The organism is Streptomyces sp. NPDC060035, assembly GCF_042736635.1.
Taxonomy (GTDB): Bacteria; Actinomycetota; Actinomycetes; order Streptomycetales; family Streptomycetaceae; genus Streptomyces.
Window position 1 is genome coordinate 93,455 of record NZ_JBHWVO010000010.1, and the last position, 15,842, is coordinate 109,296.

Consider the following 15,842-nt stretch of genomic DNA (forward strand, 5'->3'; position numbering starts at 1 on the left):
ACGAGGAAATCCGGCGTGTCCCGTCTCGAACGATCTGGCCCCGAACCAGACCTGTGACGTGCGGTGACCAGTCGCTTGAGACCTGGAGACGGTGGGAATCCCCGGTGATGCGGTCCTGGACGAGTGGATGCCGGACGCTGTCTCAGTCGATCTGGGTCCGGTTGCTCAGCCCTTCCGGATGCCGTCGAGTTGGAAGTGCCAGATGACTGCGACCGGGGAATCGTCCAAGGCCGCGGCCGATGCTTCCGGGCACCAGTGCAACAAGTCCCAGGACACATGGGCCGGGAGTGGGTCCGGGGCGGTGTCGGGGTCGAGGAAGTGGCGCGGGCGGCGGGGTTCCTCGCATTGCCGGACCTGGAAGCCCAGTGGGAGGGCTGCGGCGAGGTAGGCGCTGAGCGGGCGGTGGTGCTCGGCGGGGAGGGACGGGCGGCCGTCCGGGCCGGGACGGCGGGCCAGGGTCGGCCGGAGGTAGGACACCAGCAGGTGTGCATCCGAGATCACGAGGCTTCCGCCGGGGCGCAGGACACGCGCGAACTCCGCCAGTACGGGAGCCAGATCGGGGACGTGCGTCAGGGCGAGCGCGCAGACGACGGTGTCGACCGCGTTGTCGGGAAGCGGCAGCCGGTGCAGGTCGGCCTCGTGGAATTCGACATCTGGCAGGCGCTTGCGGGCCTGGGCGAGCATGTCCGGTGAGGCGTCGACGCCGATCACGTCGTGGCCGAGTTCCCGCAGGTAGGTGGTATGACGGCCGGTGCCGCAGGCCGCGTCCAGCGCCGTGCCGACGGGCAGGCCGTCCAGGATGCGCCGGACAACGGGCTGCTCAATGTCGATCATCTGGTTGCCAGGGGCGTCATAGTGCGGCGCCCAGGACTGGTAGACGTCGGCCACGCTGATCGTGCCCGGACTCACCGTGACCCCCTCGGCCTGCGCGAGGGCGGGCGTGTCCAGCAGAGCGCGGATCTCGGCGATCCGGGCTTCGACGAACGCTCGGTCGGCGCTTCCCTCCCTGAAGCCGCGCAGCAAGGCGGCGCCCTCGATGCCCAGCAGATATCCCAGGGAACTCAGATAGGTCATCCCAGGGACGGTACGGACACATACTCCGACCGCTCCACCGGTTTTCGTGCGCTTCGGGCAGCTGCCTCGGTGGACCACATCACCTGCGACCACAGGCGAATCAGGCCGAATCACCTGGGACCGGGACCAGGTCGACTGAGACGGGACATGACGTGTGCCGCGCCCGCTTCCCGTCCGGACCTGTCCTGTCTCAGTCGAGGTGAACCACGACGAGGCCCTGACCAGCAGTGGTTCATTTCGAGTGAGACGCGGTGCGGCCCGGTGTCTCAGTCAATCTGAGGTCTCGGAGTCCTGTGCTGCCTCGCGCTCGGCGGCGAACTCGTCGAGGAGTTCGAACAGGACTGGTGCCGGAGAGCATGTTGGTCATGGCCGGTCAGGAACGCGGTCAGCATGCGGAAGGAGCTCCTGCCCACGAACATGCCGGGGCGTTGGCCGACGCTCGCGAAGTACTCGCGTTCAGTCATCGTCGAGAGGGGCTTCATGCGTGCGCACTCGCATCGTCACCAACGCTGTCGTCCGGGACTGGACGAAGCCTGCGGCGGGCTGCTTCCAGAGCTTTCCGATCACATCTGCTCCGTGATCGCGGTCAAGGATGTGGCCCTGGCCAGGGTGCTCGGCGACGGCGCCACGGCCGGAACGTGGGGCGGCGCCCCGGCCGGCGTCATCGTCATCCGTGCTGCTCGACAGCGCGTGCGCCGGCCGGTGCCGCTGCCGTGGGGATGGCGTTGTCGACGAGGACCGCTGCGATGGCGGCGGCGGTGGTGAACGCTTCGGTGTTGAGGACTCGGCTGCGGGCCGAGGCGCCGTCCAGGAGCAGCGCCAGTTGCTCGCCGAGCTGTTCGGGGTTGGTGGCGCCGGCCTCGCGGGCGGTATCGGTGAGCCGGGCGGCAAAGCCTATTTTGTAGGTGCGGGCGTGCACGCGTGCCGGGTGGCCCGGGTCGGGGATTTCGACGGCCGCCGCGATGAATGGGCACAGGGGCGCGTGCACGTCGAACGCGGCGAGGAGTCGTTCGCGAGGTGTGAGGTCGGTGCGGTCGAACACTTCGGGCAGGATGTCGGGATCGAATCGGCGTAGGCACTCGGCGATCAGCTCGTCCTTGCCGGTGAAGTGCTGGTAAAGCGTGCGCTTGGACACCTCGGCCACCGCGCAGAGCTGGTCCATACCCGTGCAGTTGATGCCTTGATCGCGGAACAGCTGTTGTGACGCGTTGAGGATGCGCTCTCGTGCGCCCCTGCCGCGGCGCAGGCCTCGCGGCCCCTTCTCCAACTCTGTCACACGCCCAGCGTAGCCCACTTCGGTACCGCTCGGTGTGCATAGCTTGCACCCCCCTCGACTGTTCGATACGTTAAGTACGCAGACCGGTGTACATAACTTCGCCAACGGCATGTGAATGGAGTGGTCGTGGGAAAGCTCGATGGCAAGGTTGCGGTGATCACAGGCGCGACAAGTGGGATGGCGCTGGCCGGTGCGAAGTTGTTCGTTGATGAAGGAGCTCACGTCTTCATTTCGGGCCGGCGGAAGGACGTGCTGGACGAAGCCGTCAAGCTGATCGGCCGGAACGTGACCGGCGTGCAGGGCGATTCGGCCGACCTTGATGATCTGGACCGTTTGTTCGAGACGGTCAAGCAGGAGAAGGGCGCGGTCGACGTGTTGTGGGCAAGTGCTGGGACGGGCGAGCAGGGCAGGCTCGGCGAGATCACCGAGGAGCAGTTCGATGCCGCCTTCTCGCTGAACGCGCGCGGCACGCTGTTCACGGTCCAGAAGGCGCTGCCGCTGTTCAACGATGGAGGCTCGATCTTCATGACCGGGTCAAACGCGTCGCTCCGGGGCTACCCCGATTGGAGTGTGTACGCAGCGAGCAAGGCCGTGCTGCCCGCCTACGCACGGGTGTGGGTGTCCGAGTTGAGGGACAGGAGGATCCGGGTGAACGTGCTGACCCCCGGCCAGGTCGCCACGCCGATTCTGGAGGAGGTGATGGACGAGCAGATGAAGGCGCAGTTCGAATCCGTGATCCCGCGGCGAGAGATGGGCCGCCCTGAAGAGATCGCGTCGGTCGCGTTGTTCCTCGCCTCGGACGACTCGAGCTACGTCAATGGCATGGAGCTGGTTGCCGACGGCGGCACCACAGTGATCTGAGCGCGTCGCCGGTGGTCGTCAGCGCCGCGCCGCGCCGCGCAGGCCGGGCGCAGGCCCGGCGGTCTGGCGCGGTGCGGTGCGGCGCGGCACCGGCGGGTACCCGAGCTGGAGCAGGTTGGTATCGCGCGTCCAGCCGGGCGCGGAGGTCCAGGCCGAGTTCGCGTCGTTGCCGTCCTTGCAGTACGACATGACGTCGGCTCGGCGGCAGAGCATTGAGAATCTGCCTGCTGGAGTGCGACGGGACATTCGCCTCACCGCGTGTGACGGGACGCGGTAGTTGGAACCATGAGGGTGTGGTGAACGTGCGATTCGGACCCCGCGGGTCACGCTTGTCGGAACCACATGGTCACGCTGCTTGCAACCTGCGGTGAATTGCCATTCACGTGGGAACTAGTGCTGATAAACCTGTTCGAGACGCACGGGCGAAGCCCCTCACCCCGGCGGGTGATGACCGCCCGGGGCATCACCAGGGCACTACGCCGGCGTCGTCGAAGAACTTGCCGGTTGGGCCGTCGTCGGGCAGGGTCGCGAGTTTGATGGCGATCGCCGCGCCCTGTTCGGGGGCGCGCACGCCGCGGAAGCCGTTGAGGTCGGTCGCGACGTAGCCGGGGCAGCCGGCGTTGATCAGGATGTTCGTGCCGCTCAGCTCCCGGGCGTACTGGAGAGTGATGGCGTTCAGGAACGTCTTCGACGGCGCGTACGCCACGGCCACCGGACCCGTCGTCCGCTCACCGGCGGCTCCTGACTGCCGGGTGAGGGAGCCGACACTGCTGGACATGTTCACGATCCGCGGTGAGACGGAGCGGCGCAGCAACGGCAGCATCGCGTTGGTGACGCGGATGACGCCGATCACGTTGGTCTCCACGACCGTCCGGATGGTGGCGGGATCGACCCGGGTGGGCTCCTGCGGCATGCCGCCGGTGATGGCGGCGTTGTTGACGAGCACGTCGAGGCGCTCGGTCTGCTCCTCGATCAGCCGTGCGGCGGCGGTCGCGCTCGCGTCGTCGGTCACGTCCAGCGGTACGCCGAACGCGTCGACGCCGGCCGCGCGCAGTCTCTCCACCGCGGCCTTACGGCGCTGATCGTCGCGGGCGCCGACGCCGACGCTCCAGCCGAGGGCACCCAGGCCCGCGGCGATCTCGTAGCCGATTCCCTTGTTCGCGCCGGTGACCAGCGCAATCCTTCGTTCGCTCATGGAGACGATGCTGCCTCGGGGCCCGGCGGGGGTCCAACACCGATCGGGTGGGCGGCGATACCTTCCGGGTATGGATCCGGAGTAGCGTGGCCGTATGGAGACCCGGGAACTGCGATATTTCGTCGCTGTCGCTGAAGAGCTGCACTTCGGGCGCGCCGCACAGCGGCTCGGGATCGCGCAGCCGCCTTTGTCCCGGGCGATCCAGCAGCTCGAACGCCGGCTCGGGGCAGCGCTGCTGGACCGGACCAGCCGCACTGTCACGCTGACCGAGGCCGGCTCGGTGCTGTTGACCGAGGGCCGCGCGGCGCTCGACGCGGTCGACGCCGCTGAGCGCCGGACCCGCCGCGCCGCCCTATCCGTGACCGGCCGTCCCGGCCTGGTCCTGGTCACCAAAGCCAGCGCGTCCAGCGAACTGCTGGCGAAACTGCTCGCCGCGTACGCTGCCGAACCCGACGCGGTCCCCGTCGACGTCATCCTGTGCGGCCCGGCCGAGCAGGAACGATTCCTGCGCGAGGGCCGGGCCGACGTGGCGCTGCTGCACCGGCCGTTCGACTCGACGACCGGGTTCCACACCGAAGAGCTCGGCACGGAGGGCCAGGTTGTGGTCCTGCCGGCCGGGCATCCACTCACCGTCCGGGCCCATGTGCGCATGGCCGACATCACCGGGCTGCCGGGCCTGCCCCTGCCACGTTGGCCCGCCCCCGACGGCACCTACCCGACCGGCCCCGGCCCGCAGGTCCGCGACCACGCGCAGTTGTTGCAGCTCGTCGCGCTCGGCCGTGCCTGCGCGGTCTCACCGGAGTCGTGCCGAGCCCAACTGCACGCGGACCTCGCCGCCGTGCCCGTGCTGGACGCGCCGACAGTCACCACCGTGATCGCCTGGCCACCGCACAGCCGGTCCAGAGCCGTCGCCGACCTTGTCCGCACTGCGACACGTCTCTAGTTCCCACATGCTTGGCCAGGTTCCACCTATCGTGTCCCGGCTCACCGCGTAGGACACGGTCCAAGCCACAGCAGTGACAACAAGCGCTGAAATGTGACAGCCAACGCCGGAAGTCACACGGGAAGGGCTACGTGGCGCCGAACACTTTTGCAAGCAGGCGCTTGCAATAGTTAGCAAGGGTGTTGCACTATCGAGTCATGGCATCACTCAACGTCGGCAATCTCGGTGAGTACCTGCGTGAGCAGCGGCGTACCGCGCAGCTCTCCCTGCGGCAGCTCGCCGACGCCGCCGGAGTGTCCAACCCGTATCTCAGCCAGATCGAACGCGGCCTGCGCAAGCCGAGTGCCGAGGTTCTGCAGCAGGTCGCCAAGGCGCTGCGGATCTCTGCCGAGACGCTCTACGTGCGGGCCGGGATCCTCGATGAGCGGGAGCGGGAGGAGCTGGAGACGAGGGCGGTCATATTGGCCGATCCGTCGATCAACGAGCGGCAGAAGAACGTACTGCTGCAGATCTACGACTCCTTCCGCAAGGAGAACGGTTTCGACGTCGTGCCCGACACCGGCGCCGAGGTACACGGTGCTGCGGATGCGGAGAGCAGAATCGGTGCCGACGCGGAAAGCGGCGCCGGTGACGAAAGCGGCGCCGGTACGGATGCCCGCGGCCCCCGCACGGCCGACGGCAGTGATGCAGACACACCTCTGAACTGACTTCTGATGATCCGGGAGGACCACAGTCATGGCCATCACCGATGACCTGCGCAAGACCCTCACCGACCGCACCCCCTTCTACTTCGCCGCCGGCACGGCCGACCTCGCCGTGGAGCAGGCGCGCAAGGTTCCGGCGCTGATCGAGCAGCTGCGGGCCGAGGCGCCCGAGCGGATCGAGGCCGTACGCAACACCGACCCCAAGGTCGTGCAGGAGAAGGTGGCCACGCAGGCCAGGGAGGCCCAGGCCACCGTTCAGGCGAAGGTGACCGAGGTCATCGGGGCGCTGGACACCGACCTGAAGAAGCTGGGCGAGAGCGCCCAGGACCTGGCGCTGCGGAGCGTGGGCGTTGCCGCCGAGTACGCGGTCCGGGCCCGTGAGACGTACGAGAAGGTCGCCGAGCGCGGCGAGAAGACCGTGCGGACGTGGCGCGGCGAGGCGGCCGACGAGATCGTCGAAATCGCCGCCGTTGTCGAGGCGGAGCCGAAGTCCGTGCCCAAGCAGAAGTCCGAGGCGGCCGCCCCTCAGGCGAAGCCGGCCCCGGCTGCCCCGGCGAAGCCCGCGCCGAAGCCTGCCGAGGCCAAGGCGGCGCCCGTGAAGAAGCCGGCACCCGTGCGCAAGCCTGCGGCGAAGAAGCCCACCCCGCCGTCCGCGAAGTAGCGGGAGCGGTACCGGGACGGCCGGGAACGGTCCGGGCACCTTTGGGGGTGGCCGGGTCGTTGTCCCGGTACCTTGGCCGCGAGGCGCTCATCCACTGACTAGGCGGTGCTCACCATGCTGCTCGAAGCATTCGGCTCGTTCCTCCAGATGCTCTACCTGGCCATGCTCGTCCTGGCCGTGGTCGCGCTGATCTTCGCGGCGACGGCGCGCGAGGACGCCTACCGGGCGGCGGACAAGCAGAAGAAGTCCTTCTGGCTGATCATCCTCGGCGTCACCGTCTTCGTGAACCTGATCATTCCGATCCTCTTCCTGCAGATCGCAGGCGTGATCGCGTCCATCGTCTTCATGGTGGACGTACGGCCGGCGATCAAGGCGGTAACGGGCGGCGGAGGCGGCCGCCGTGGCGGTTCCAGCAGTGACGGGCCGTACGGCCCCTACAACGGCGGGCGCTGAGCGCTCGCGGGTGCGGCCGAGCCGGGGCGGGAGCGCAAAGCGCTCCGGCCCCGTCCGCGTATCCGGGCCTCGTCGCGTTCGAGCAGGAGGACCGCCACGTCGTCGGTGAGCTCGCCGCCGTTCAGCTCCTGCACCTGGGAGACCGCGGCCTCCAGCAGCGCCTCGCCGCCGAGCCCCTGGTCCAGCTGACCGTTGATCATCGCGACCATGCCGTCCTGGCCGAGCCGCTGTGTTCCCTCGAGTCCCACGCGCCCCTCGATCAGCCCGTCGGTGTACATCATCAGACTCCAGGAGCCGCCCAGCTGCACCTGCCGGCGCGGCCAGCGGGCGTGCGGCAGCAGGCCGAGTGCCGGGCCGCCGTCCTCGTAGGGAAGCAGATGTGCCGCCCGTCCCTGGCGCGCGATCAGCGGTGCGGGGTGCCCCGCGAGGCAGAGACCCGCGCGCCGTCCGTCGGGGGCGATGTCGACGGTGCAGACCGTCGCGAAGATCTCCTCGCTCTGCCGTTCGTGCTCCAGGACCTGCTGCAGCGTGGAGAGCAGCTCGTCACCGCAGAGCCCCGCCAGGGTCAGCGCCCGCCAGGCGATGCGCAGCTCGACGCCGAGCGCCGCCTCGTCGGGGCCGTGCCCGCAGACGTCGCCGATCATCGCGTGGACCGTGCCGTCGGGCGTCCGGACCGTGTCGTAGAAGTCCCCGCCGAGCAGGGCGCGGCTGCGCCCCGGCCGGTAGCGGGCGGCGAAGTCCAGGTCGGAGCCCTGGAGGAGGGGAGTGGGCAGCAGCCCGCGCTCCAGCCTGGCGTTCTCCTGGGCGCGCAGCCGGGACTCGGTCAGCTGGTGCTGGGCGATGTCCGCACGTTTGCGCTCCACCGCGTACCGGATGGCCCGGCTGAGGAGGCGCCCGTCGAGTTCGCCGCGGAAGAGGTAGTCCTGTGCCCCGACCCGTACGGCCTCGGCAGCCCGCTCCGCGTCGTTCTCGGCCGTGAGGGCGAGGACCGCGTGGCGCGGCGCGATGCGCAGTATGTGCTTGAGGGTGGCGAGCTCGTCCGGGTGCCCGGAGCCGTCCTTGTCCGCGTCGGTGCGTGCGCCGGTGGGCAGGGCCAGGTCGAGGTCGAGCAGGATGCAGTCGACGTCGTCGGTGAGGAGCCGCCCCGCCTCGGTGAGATTGCGGGCGGTACGGACACGGACCCGGGTCCCGGCGGCGGACGGCAGCTCGGGGACGGTGAAGGTGCCCGCAGGGTCGTCCTCGATCACCAGGAGGGTGAGGTCGGCGCCATGGGTGGTCTCCGCAGCGGGAACAGCACGTTGCTGCGGTACGGGTACGGGCATCGGTTCGGGTTTCCTTCCCTCCCCCCGAGGGCGCGGCGGGACGACGATCGACGACCCGCCAGACGGGGACGATAGCGGTCCGCGGCAGGGGAACGGAATGGAGTGTGAAGATCGGCCGCTGTCATATGCGCGGCCATAAGCCGCTTCCCGTCACGGATCCGGCGTGATGAGCGGGTACGAAGCGGACACGGGAGCCATGACAAACATCACGCGCCGCGCCGGACGGGCCGCCTCCGCCCGGACGGCTACTTGTCCGGGCGGACCACGCCGAGTATCGGCATCGAGCCCGCGCCCGTCAGCGTGACGTTGCGGCCGGGCCGCGGCGCGTGCACGATCGCCCCGTCGCCGACGTACATCCCGACGTGGCTGGCGTCGCTGTGGTAGATGATCAGGTCGCCGGGGCGCATGTCCCGGACGGCGATGCGCGGCAGCAGGCGCCACTGCTCCTGGGACGTCCGCGGGATCGGCCGCTTCGCCGCCGCCCAGGCCTGGGAGGTCAGCCCCGAGCAGTCGTACGAACGGGGGCCCTCGGCCCCCCATACGTACGGCTTGCCGATCTGGGCGGTCGCGAAGCCGATGGCCACCCTGCCGCTCGAGCTCGCCTCGCGGTTGATGTCCTTCAGTGCACCGGAGGAGAGCCAGGCGGCCTGCGCCGTGGACGCGGCCTGCTGTTCCAGCTCGAGGAGCCGGGCCTGCTCCTTCTTCTCCAGCCGTGATTCGATCTTCTTGGCCGCCGCGATCTGTGCGGTGATGCTCTTCTTGGCCTTGGCCTGCTTGACGCGGTTGGACTCGAGCTTGGTCCAGTTGATGCTCGCGTCCTGCGTGTACGTCTCCAAGTCCTCCTGCGTCCGCTTGAGTTGGGTCAGGACGCCCTTGGTGGCCTGCTGGCCCTGCCTGACCTGGTTCACGCCGTCGAGGAAGAGCCGCGGGTCATTGCTGAGCACCAGCTGCGCGCCCGGCGGCAGTCCGCCGTTGCGGTACTGCTCGCGGGCCTGGGCGCCTGCCGTGCTCTTCAGTTCGGCGATCCGCGCCTGGCCGTCGGCGATCGCCTCGGCCAGCTGCACGATCTCGCCGGACTGCTTCTTCGCCTGTTCCTCGGCGAGGTTGTACGCGTCCGTGGCCGCCCCGGCCTTGCGGTACAGCGTGTCGATCTCCTCGCGTACCTCTTCGAGGGTCTTCCCCGTGGCCGGGGAGGGCTCGGGCGCGGGTGTGGCCATGGCCTGGACCGGCGCGGCCAGTACAGCCAGCGCGCAGACCAGTGTGATCGCGGCAGCGGCACAGTGGCGTCGGTTCACGAGCTCCCCCTCCGGACAGAAAGCAGCAAAGGTACGGACCGTCAGATGGCGGACATCTGACTTACCGTCAGTAACGTCATGGCAACGTCGCGATCGTGCCATGTCGTCCCGTAAAGCAACAGAGGCAGACCCCAGCAGTGGCGGACACCATCCGATCCTTCACGCGGGAGGCGCAGGGATCACCCCTCCGCCGTCTCACACGAACGGTGCGTCGAAGGAGTTCCCGGATCGGGTACTCCTTCGGCGTCCGTTCAGCGCGTGTTGGGCCGCAGGGCGGACCACTGCACCGTGATTTCACCCTGCCGCCACCGCCGCACTCCGTCCGTCAGTGGCCAGTCGGCGGAGACCGCTCGCACCGCCGTGATCCAGCGCTGCCGCGCGCCCAGCGAGGCGTACGGTGCGGCGGCCGCCCACGCCCGGTCGAGGTCCCGCAGGAAGGCGTGGACCGGTTCGCCGGGCACGTTGCGGTGGATCAGGGCCTTGGGAAGACGCTCCGCGAGGTCCGAGGGGCGCTCCAGCGAGCCGAGCCTGGTCGCGAAGGTGACCGTGCGCGGCCCCTCCGGGCCGAGCGCCACCCAGACGTGCCGGCGCCCGATCTCGTCGCAGGTGCCCTCGACGAGCAGCCCCTCCGGGGCGAGCCGTGCGCACAGCCGCTGCCAGACCGCGGCGACCTCCGCCTCGTCGTACTGGCGCAGCACGTTCGCCGCCCGGATGAGAGCGGGCCGGCCGGTCAGGGGGATCTCGAAGCCCCCGTGGACGAAGGTGAGGCCCTCGCGCTCGTACGGTTTCGCCGCGGCCACCCGTTCCGGGTCGATCTCGATGCCGGCGACCGTGGTGCGCGGTTCGGCGGTGCGCAGCCGTTCCAGCAGCTCGACGGCGGTCCACGGGGCCGCGCCGTAGCCGAGGTCGACCGCGACGGGGGAGTCGCTGCGGCGCAGTGCGGGGCCGTGGGTGGCGGCGATCCAGCGGTCCATACGGCGCAGCCGGTTGGGGTTGGTGGTCCCGCGGGTCGCGGTGCCGATGGGGCGCTGGGGCATGACATGGAGCGTATGCGAAGCCCTGGAAGGGGCAGGCGGGGAGGCGGGAGTCGTGGAGGGGTGGCGGCGGGTGCGGGCCGGCGCCCGCCGGATCGTAATTGTTTGGCAAAGTGGAAATGAAAGGCTTGGTTCCACTGTTTTGCCCCTTGAAAGGGGCCGTGTGCCCCTGACGAGTGATGCCCCGAGTGAGGAGGAGCGGACCACGTGAGCCAGTACGTCTCCCGGCTCGGCAGCAGCCGTGTGGCACCCCGTATCCGCTTCCCTGGCGGTTTCGCCGGCGGCCACCGCAAGCCGCGCCGCGTCGCGATGCTCTCCGTGCACACCTCACCGCTGCACCAGCCGGGCACCGGCGACGCGGGCGGCATGAACGTCTACATCGTCGAGCTGGCCAAGCGTCTCGCCGCGATCAACATCGAGGTCGAGATCTTCACCCGGGCCACCACGGGCGCACTGCCCCCGTCGGTCGAACTGGCGCCCGGCGTCCTGGTCCGGCACGTCGACGCCGGGCCGTACGAGGGTCTGGCCAAGGAGGAGCTGCCCGCTCAGCTCTGCGCCTTCACGCACGGCGTGATGCAGGCCTGGGCCGGTCAGCGCCCCGGTTACTACGACCTCGTCCACTCGCACTACTGGCTCTCCGGCCAGGTCGGCTGGCTCGCCGCCCAGCGCTGGGGCGTTCCCCTCGTCCATGCCATGCACACCATGGCGAAGGTCAAGAACGCCGCGCTCGCCGAGGGTGACACCCCCGAGCCCGCCGCGAGGGTCATCGGCGAGACGCAGATCGTGCACGCCTCCGACCGGCTCATCGCGAACACCGCGGAGGAAGCCGACGAGCTCGTCCGCTTCTACGAGGCGGACCCGGCCGCAGTCGCCGTCGTCCACCCCGGCGTCAACCTGGACCGCTTCAGTCCCGCCGACGGCCGCGCCGCGGCGCGGGCCCGCCTCGGACTGCCGCAGGACGCCCTGATCCCGCTCTTCGCCGGCCGAATCCAGCCGCTGAAGGCCCCCGACGTGCTGCTGCGCGCCGTCGCCGTACTCCTGGAACGTGAGCCTTCGCTGCGCTCCCGCATCGTCGTGCCGGTCGTCGGCGGCCCCAGCGGCAGCGGGCTCGCCAAGCCGGAGGGCCTGCAGAAGCTGGCCGCGCGCCTCGGCATCGCCGACGTCGTGCGATTCCAGCCGCCGGTCGGTCAGGACCAGCTCGCCGACTGGTTCCGGGCGGCGTCCGTACTGGTCATGCCTTCGTACAGCGAGTCCTTCGGGCTCGTCGCCATAGAGGCCCAGGCCTCCGGTACGCCGGTGGTCGCGGCGGCGGTCGGCGGTCTTCCGGTGGCGGTACGGGACGGGGTGAGCGGCTTCCTGATCCCGGGCCACGACCCGGAGGCGTACGCGCAGGCGCTGGGCCGGTTCGCCCAGCGCCCGGAACTGGTCGGCCGGATGGGTGCGGCGGCGGCCGCGCATGCCCAGTCGTTCGGCTGGGACACGGCGGCCTCGGCCACCGCCGATGTGTACACGGCAGCGATGTACGAACACCGCCGCCAGGCGCGGACGCACCACGGCTGAGGTCTCGGGCCCGGTAGCTCTGTCGTACGCTCGCACCATGGCTGACGTATCCGACGAGGCAGCAGCGGCGCAGGTCATCGAGGCGGCGCTGAACGACGCGGAGCTCGAATGGGAGAGCCCCGAGCCCGGCAGTTTCGTCGTGAAGCTGCCCGGCACCCGGAAGCTGTCCACGACCTGTTCCCTGCGTGTCGGCAAGCATTCCCTCTCCCTCAACGCGTTCGTCGTCCGCCACCCGGACGAGAACGACGCGGCCGTGCACCGCTGGCTCCTGGAGCGCAATCTGCGTCTGTTCGGGGTGAGTTACGCGATCGATCCGCTCGGCGATGTCTACCTCGTCGGAAAGCTTCCGCTCTCGGTGGTCACTCCCGAGGAGCTCGACAGGCTGCTGGGCACGGTCCTCGAGGCGGCGGACGGCGCCTTCAACTCCCTCCTCGAACTGGGCTTCGCGAGCGCGATCCGCAAGGAGTACGCCTGGCGGGTCGAGCGCGGCGAATCCACCCGGAATCTGGACGCGTTCACCCACCTGACCCAGCGCCCAGCCAACTGACCTTCCGCTCCCGCGAATTCGGCAACGCAGGCATCTTCCGTTGCACTGTCGCCCCGTGGCATGCTCGCCGCCGACGCACATATGAACGTCGTTCATATAGCTGAAAGGTGGTTCGGGTCATGGGGAACCTCAGTAGACGCCGGCTGCTCGGCAGCGCCGTCGCTGTCACCGCAGCGGCCGCCGCCGGGGCGCTCGGCGGCGCGGGCACGGCACAGGCCGAGAACAGTGCCGGCAGGGCAAGGGCGGCGAGCGGCGCCGGCACGGAAGGCACGGCAGGGGCGACAGGCGCGGCAGGCGCCCGGACGCACGGATCGTCGCCTCTGTGGCGGGAGTTCACCGCCGCCCCGTTCACCCACCCCCAGGTCCCGTTCATCGGCCGCGCCGGCTACCGCTCGGGCTCCGACCTCCCGCGCCGGGCCACCCGCCCCTTCGTCGCCGACGTCCTGACGTACGGGGCCAGGCCGGACGGCTCCACCGACGCCGCCCCCGCAATCAACCGTGCCATCGCCGCTGCCGGAGAGCGTGGCGGTGGCACGGTGCTCATCCCGGCAGGGACGTACCGCATCGACGACATCATTCGCATCGGCCACAGCAACGTGGTGGTGCGCGGCGCGGGCAGCGGAGCGACGAAGCTGTACGCGACCAGGAACCTCACCGAGATCATCGGCGCCTACGGCAGCCGCTACGGCGGCGACAAGTCCAGCTGGTCCTGGGCCGGCGGCCTCATCTGGCTCTGCCCGGAAGACCGCTGGACCTCGCTCACCGACGCGATCAGGGCGAAGGCCTGGCCCTTCGAGGGCTGGACCGGCAACAAGCGCGACGAGTGGCAGACGCTGACCACCGTCGCCCCCGCCCGCCGCGGCGACAAGACGGTCACCGTCTCCTCCACGCGGCACCTGAAGCCGGGCCGGCTGGTCCTTCTCCGCCTCGCCGACGACGCCGGCCACACGCTGCTGCAGCACATGGCGGGCGACAGCGAGGGCGCCGCGTCGTACGTCTGGGACGACAAGACCAAGCTGACCTCGTACGTCCCCTACGAATGGCCGGTGCGCATCACCGCCGTACACGGGCGGAACGTCACCCTGGAGCGCCCCCTCCCGCTCGACGTGCGTCCCGAATGGGACCCCCGCCTCACCACCCTCGCCACGCCGCTCAGCAACTCGGGTGTCGAGGGCCTCACCCTCGAAGCGGTCGAGACCCCGCAGTCACCGCACCTGCTGGACAAGGGATACAACGGTGTCGCCTTCCAGTGCGCCTACGACTGCTGGGCGGACGACATCACCGTCCGCCACGTCGACAACGGCTTCGGGCTGATCGCCGCGTCCGCCTGCACCCTGCGCCGTACGAAGGTCACGGGCCGCGGCTCGCACCACCCGTACTACTGCCGTGAGGGCTCCCACGACAATCTGATCGAGGACTTCACCGTCGAGCAGCGCACCGTTCCCGCGCCCGCCGGGACCCAGCTCCACGGCATCAACGTCGAGGGCCTGTCCAGCTACAACGTCTGGTCGAACGGGCAGATGGCGATGGGGACGTTCGACTCCCACCGGGGGATGCCGTTCGCCAACGTCCGTACGGACATCACAGTCGAGAACAACGGGCGCCACGGCGGCGACGCCAGCGCGGGGCCACTCTTCGGTGCCCGCTTCACCCACTGGAACATCCGGGTCACCAACGGCCGCGCGGGACTCATGCGGATCGACGGCCTCGCCCCGTACAGCGCGACGGTCGGCATCAGCGAGGTGACGGAGTTCGACCAGATCGACGTCCCCGACTTCACCGGCGATCTGCATACGCGCCTGGAGGCGTACGGGACTCCGCAGGCCGTCCGCCCGCACAACCTGTACGAGGCCCAGCGCGCCCTCATCCGCTGAGGCTCCCGCCGCTTCGGCGACGCGCTCACACCCGCGAGCGCGTCGCCGACTCCACGTCCCCCAGTGCTTCCACGAGCCGCGGCGCCACCTGGGTCCACGTCCACTCCGACGTGTCCGCCGTCGCGCCCCGGGGGACCGTTTCGGTGAGCATGATCAGGTAGAGGTAGCTGCGGTAGAGGGCGAGCCGGAGCCGTACGGACGCGGTGAATCCGACGGGGCCGCCCGTCACGGACGCGTACCCGGCGAGGAAGTCCTCGTCCTCCTCCAGGTCGCCGAGCAGGGCCGTCGAGACGAAATCGGCAACCGGATCACCCCAGAACATCCGCTCGCCGTCGATGATCCCGCCGATGGACCGGGCGCCCGGCTCCCCGGTCACCAGCAGATTGCCCTGCCACAGATCGAAGTGGACCAGGGCGGGTGCGGTCACCTCGTCCAGCACGTACGAGGCGGCGGCGAGCACGGACCGTATCTCCGCCACCGGGCGCGGCAGCCTGGCCCGGTAGGTCTGCGCATCGCTGAGCACCGCATCGGTCATCGCGGTGAACGCCTCGCGCCACGAGGGGGAGAGGGGGCCCAGCGGTTCGGCGGGATACCCGAATCCGGCCGGGCCCCGCACGGTGTGGAGGCGGCCGACGATCTGCCCGAGCTCCGTGCGCAGCCGCTGCTTCTCGCCGTCCGTCAGGTCGTCGGCGATGTCGTGCCAGGGCCTGCCCGGACATGCGGTCATGACGACGTAGGCGCCTGCCGGTGCCCCGTGGTCGAGTTCGCTGTGCACGACCTGCGGGATCGTGCCGTTGCCCACGGCCGCGGCGGCCTCGTAGAAGGCGATCTCATTGACCAGCAGGCGCTGTTCGTAGCTCATTCCGGTGGCGTGGAGGGGCGGGATCTTCACCACCCAGTCCCGGCCGTCCCGGAGTGTGACGCGGGTGACGGTGTTGTACGTGCCGCCGGTGAGCGGCTCGCAGGAGGCGACGGCGCTCTCCGGGACCCCGACGGCCCTGAGCACGGCGGCAGTTGTCTCGATCGGCATGGACGGATCTCCT

At 69.9% G+C, this 15,842-nt stretch carries 16 protein-coding genes; 8 read left to right on the forward strand and 8 right to left on the reverse strand.

All coding sequences use genetic code 11. The features are described from left to right. Positions 1-165: 165 nt before the first annotated feature. On the reverse strand, positions 166-1,074 hold the full coding sequence (locus tag ACFWBQ_RS17975) for a class I SAM-dependent methyltransferase (protein WP_385489454.1): 909 nt from the start codon (positions 1,072-1,074) through the stop codon (positions 166-168). Between the two features lie 667 nt (positions 1,075-1,741). Next, positions 1,742-2,350 carry a TetR/AcrR family transcriptional regulator gene (locus ACFWBQ_RS17980; RefSeq protein WP_385489456.1) on the reverse strand — a complete coding sequence of 203 codons (609 nt, stop codon included), beginning with the start codon at positions 2,348-2,350 and terminating at the stop codon, positions 1,742-1,744. Between the two features lie 126 nt (positions 2,351-2,476). On the opposite strand from ACFWBQ_RS17980, the gene ACFWBQ_RS17985 reads away from it, so the two are divergent. Then, positions 2,477-3,211, forward strand: coding sequence for an SDR family NAD(P)-dependent oxidoreductase (locus ACFWBQ_RS17985; protein ID WP_385489459.1), 735 nt, complete (start codon positions 2,477-2,479; stop codon positions 3,209-3,211). Positions 3,212-3,229: 18 nt separating this feature from the next. Here the strand turns inward: ACFWBQ_RS17985 and ACFWBQ_RS17990 are convergent, their stop codons facing one another. Both ACFWBQ_RS17990 and ACFWBQ_RS17995 read right to left on the reverse strand, forming a co-directional pair. Next, positions 3,230-3,424, reverse strand: a complete 195-nt coding sequence (locus ACFWBQ_RS17990) for a hypothetical protein (RefSeq protein WP_385489462.1) — start codon at positions 3,422-3,424, stop codon at positions 3,230-3,232. Between the two features lie 250 nt (positions 3,425-3,674). Next, positions 3,675-4,406, reverse strand: coding sequence for an SDR family NAD(P)-dependent oxidoreductase (locus ACFWBQ_RS17995; protein ID WP_385489464.1), 732 nt, complete (start codon positions 4,404-4,406; stop codon positions 3,675-3,677). Positions 4,407-4,500: 94 nt separating this feature from the next. On the opposite strand from ACFWBQ_RS17995, the gene ACFWBQ_RS18000 reads away from it, so the two are divergent. The 4 genes from ACFWBQ_RS18000 (at position 4,501) to ACFWBQ_RS18015 (ending at position 7,167) form a co-directional block, all read left to right on the forward strand. Next, positions 4,501-5,349 (forward strand): LysR family transcriptional regulator, encoded by an 849-nt coding sequence (locus tag ACFWBQ_RS18000; protein ID WP_385489467.1) that lies wholly within the window; start codon positions 4,501-4,503, stop codon positions 5,347-5,349. Positions 5,350-5,546: 197 nt separating this feature from the next. Further along, positions 5,547-6,056 carry a helix-turn-helix domain-containing protein gene (locus tag ACFWBQ_RS18005; protein WP_385489470.1) on the forward strand — a complete coding sequence of 170 codons (510 nt, stop codon included), beginning with the start codon at positions 5,547-5,549 and terminating at the stop codon, positions 6,054-6,056. 28 nt (positions 6,057-6,084) lie between these two features. Further along, positions 6,085-6,714, forward strand: a complete 630-nt coding sequence (locus tag ACFWBQ_RS18010) for a hypothetical protein (protein WP_385489472.1) — start codon at positions 6,085-6,087, stop codon at positions 6,712-6,714. A 114-nt stretch (positions 6,715-6,828) separates the two neighbouring features. Further along, complete coding sequence (locus tag ACFWBQ_RS18015) at positions 6,829-7,167, forward strand: DUF2516 family protein (RefSeq protein ID WP_385489474.1); 339 nt, start codon at positions 6,829-6,831, stop codon at positions 7,165-7,167. On the opposite strand, the gene ACFWBQ_RS18020 is transcribed toward ACFWBQ_RS18015, so the two are convergent. From ACFWBQ_RS18020 to ACFWBQ_RS18030, 3 genes are all read right to left on the reverse strand, one after another. Further along, positions 7,149-8,489, reverse strand: coding sequence for a PP2C family protein-serine/threonine phosphatase (locus ACFWBQ_RS18020; protein WP_385489477.1), 1,341 nt, complete (start codon positions 8,487-8,489; stop codon positions 7,149-7,151). The two genes, ACFWBQ_RS18015 and ACFWBQ_RS18020, sit on opposite strands and share 19 nt — an antisense overlap. Positions 8,490-8,734: 245 nt before the next feature. Further along, positions 8,735-9,784 carry an NlpC/P60 family protein gene (locus tag ACFWBQ_RS18025; protein ID WP_385489479.1) on the reverse strand — a complete coding sequence of 350 codons (1,050 nt, stop codon included), beginning with the start codon at positions 9,782-9,784 and terminating at the stop codon, positions 8,735-8,737. Between the two features lie 251 nt (positions 9,785-10,035). Then, a complete protein-coding gene (locus tag ACFWBQ_RS18030; RefSeq protein ID WP_385489483.1) occupies positions 10,036-10,821 on the reverse strand; it encodes a class I SAM-dependent methyltransferase in 786 nt (261 codons plus the stop codon). 204 nt (positions 10,822-11,025) lie between these two features. Between ACFWBQ_RS18030 and mshA the strand changes: the two genes are divergently transcribed. From mshA to ACFWBQ_RS18045, 3 genes are all read left to right on the forward strand, one after another. Further along, positions 11,026-12,378: a D-inositol-3-phosphate glycosyltransferase gene (gene mshA, locus ACFWBQ_RS18035; RefSeq protein WP_385489485.1), complete on the forward strand. Its 1,353-nt coding sequence runs from the start codon at positions 11,026-11,028 to the stop codon at positions 12,376-12,378. A gap of 37 nt (positions 12,379-12,415) precedes the next feature. Beyond that, positions 12,416-12,925, forward strand: coding sequence for a YbjN domain-containing protein (locus ACFWBQ_RS18040; RefSeq protein WP_385489488.1), 510 nt, complete (start codon positions 12,416-12,418; stop codon positions 12,923-12,925). 119 nt (positions 12,926-13,044) lie between these two features. Beyond that, the gene (locus tag ACFWBQ_RS18045) at positions 13,045-14,799 is read left to right on the forward strand and encodes a glycosyl hydrolase family 28-related protein (RefSeq protein WP_385489491.1); all 1,755 of its coding nucleotides are present in this window, start codon (positions 13,045-13,047) and stop codon (positions 14,797-14,799) included. A 25-nt stretch (positions 14,800-14,824) separates the two neighbouring features. Here the strand turns inward: ACFWBQ_RS18045 and ACFWBQ_RS18050 are convergent, their stop codons facing one another. Further along, on the reverse strand, positions 14,825-15,829 hold the full coding sequence (locus tag ACFWBQ_RS18050) for a phosphotransferase family protein (protein ID WP_385489494.1): 1,005 nt from the start codon (positions 15,827-15,829) through the stop codon (positions 14,825-14,827). Between the last annotated feature and the right edge of the window lie 13 nt (positions 15,830-15,842).

What these genes read in the sequence shown, in the direction of transcription:
- ACFWBQ_RS17975 (WP_385489454.1), bottom strand. Translation starts at nt 1,074, where the DNA reads ATGACCTATCTGAGTTCCCTGGGATATCTGCTGGGCATCGAGGGCGCC.
- ACFWBQ_RS17990 (WP_385489462.1), bottom strand. Translation starts at nt 3,424, where the DNA reads ATGCTCTGCCGCCGAGCCGACGTCATGTCGTACTGCAAGGACGGCAAC.
- ACFWBQ_RS17995 (WP_385489464.1), bottom strand. Translation starts at nt 4,406, where the DNA reads ATGAGCGAACGAAGGATTGCGCTGGTCACCGGCGCGAACAAGGGAATC.
- ACFWBQ_RS18000 (WP_385489467.1), top strand. Translation starts at nt 4,501, where the DNA reads ATGGAGACCCGGGAACTGCGATATTTCGTCGCTGTCGCTGAAGAGCTG.
- ACFWBQ_RS18005 (WP_385489470.1), top strand. Translation starts at nt 5,547, where the DNA reads ATGGCATCACTCAACGTCGGCAATCTCGGTGAGTACCTGCGTGAGCAG.
- ACFWBQ_RS18010 (WP_385489472.1), top strand. Translation starts at nt 6,085, where the DNA reads ATGGCCATCACCGATGACCTGCGCAAGACCCTCACCGACCGCACCCCC.
- ACFWBQ_RS18015 (WP_385489474.1), top strand. Translation starts at nt 6,829, where the DNA reads ATGCTGCTCGAAGCATTCGGCTCGTTCCTCCAGATGCTCTACCTGGCC.
- ACFWBQ_RS18020 (WP_385489477.1), bottom strand. Translation starts at nt 8,489, where the DNA reads ATGCCCGTACCCGTACCGCAGCAACGTGCTGTTCCCGCTGCGGAGACC.
- ACFWBQ_RS18030 (WP_385489483.1), bottom strand. Translation starts at nt 10,821, where the DNA reads ATGCCCCAGCGCCCCATCGGCACCGCGACCCGCGGGACCACCAACCCC.
- ACFWBQ_RS18040 (WP_385489488.1), top strand. Translation starts at nt 12,416, where the DNA reads ATGGCTGACGTATCCGACGAGGCAGCAGCGGCGCAGGTCATCGAGGCG.
- ACFWBQ_RS18045 (WP_385489491.1), top strand. Translation starts at nt 13,045, where the DNA reads ATGGGGAACCTCAGTAGACGCCGGCTGCTCGGCAGCGCCGTCGCTGTC.
- ACFWBQ_RS18050 (WP_385489494.1), bottom strand. Translation starts at nt 15,829, where the DNA reads ATGCCGATCGAGACAACTGCCGCCGTGCTCAGGGCCGTCGGGGTCCCG.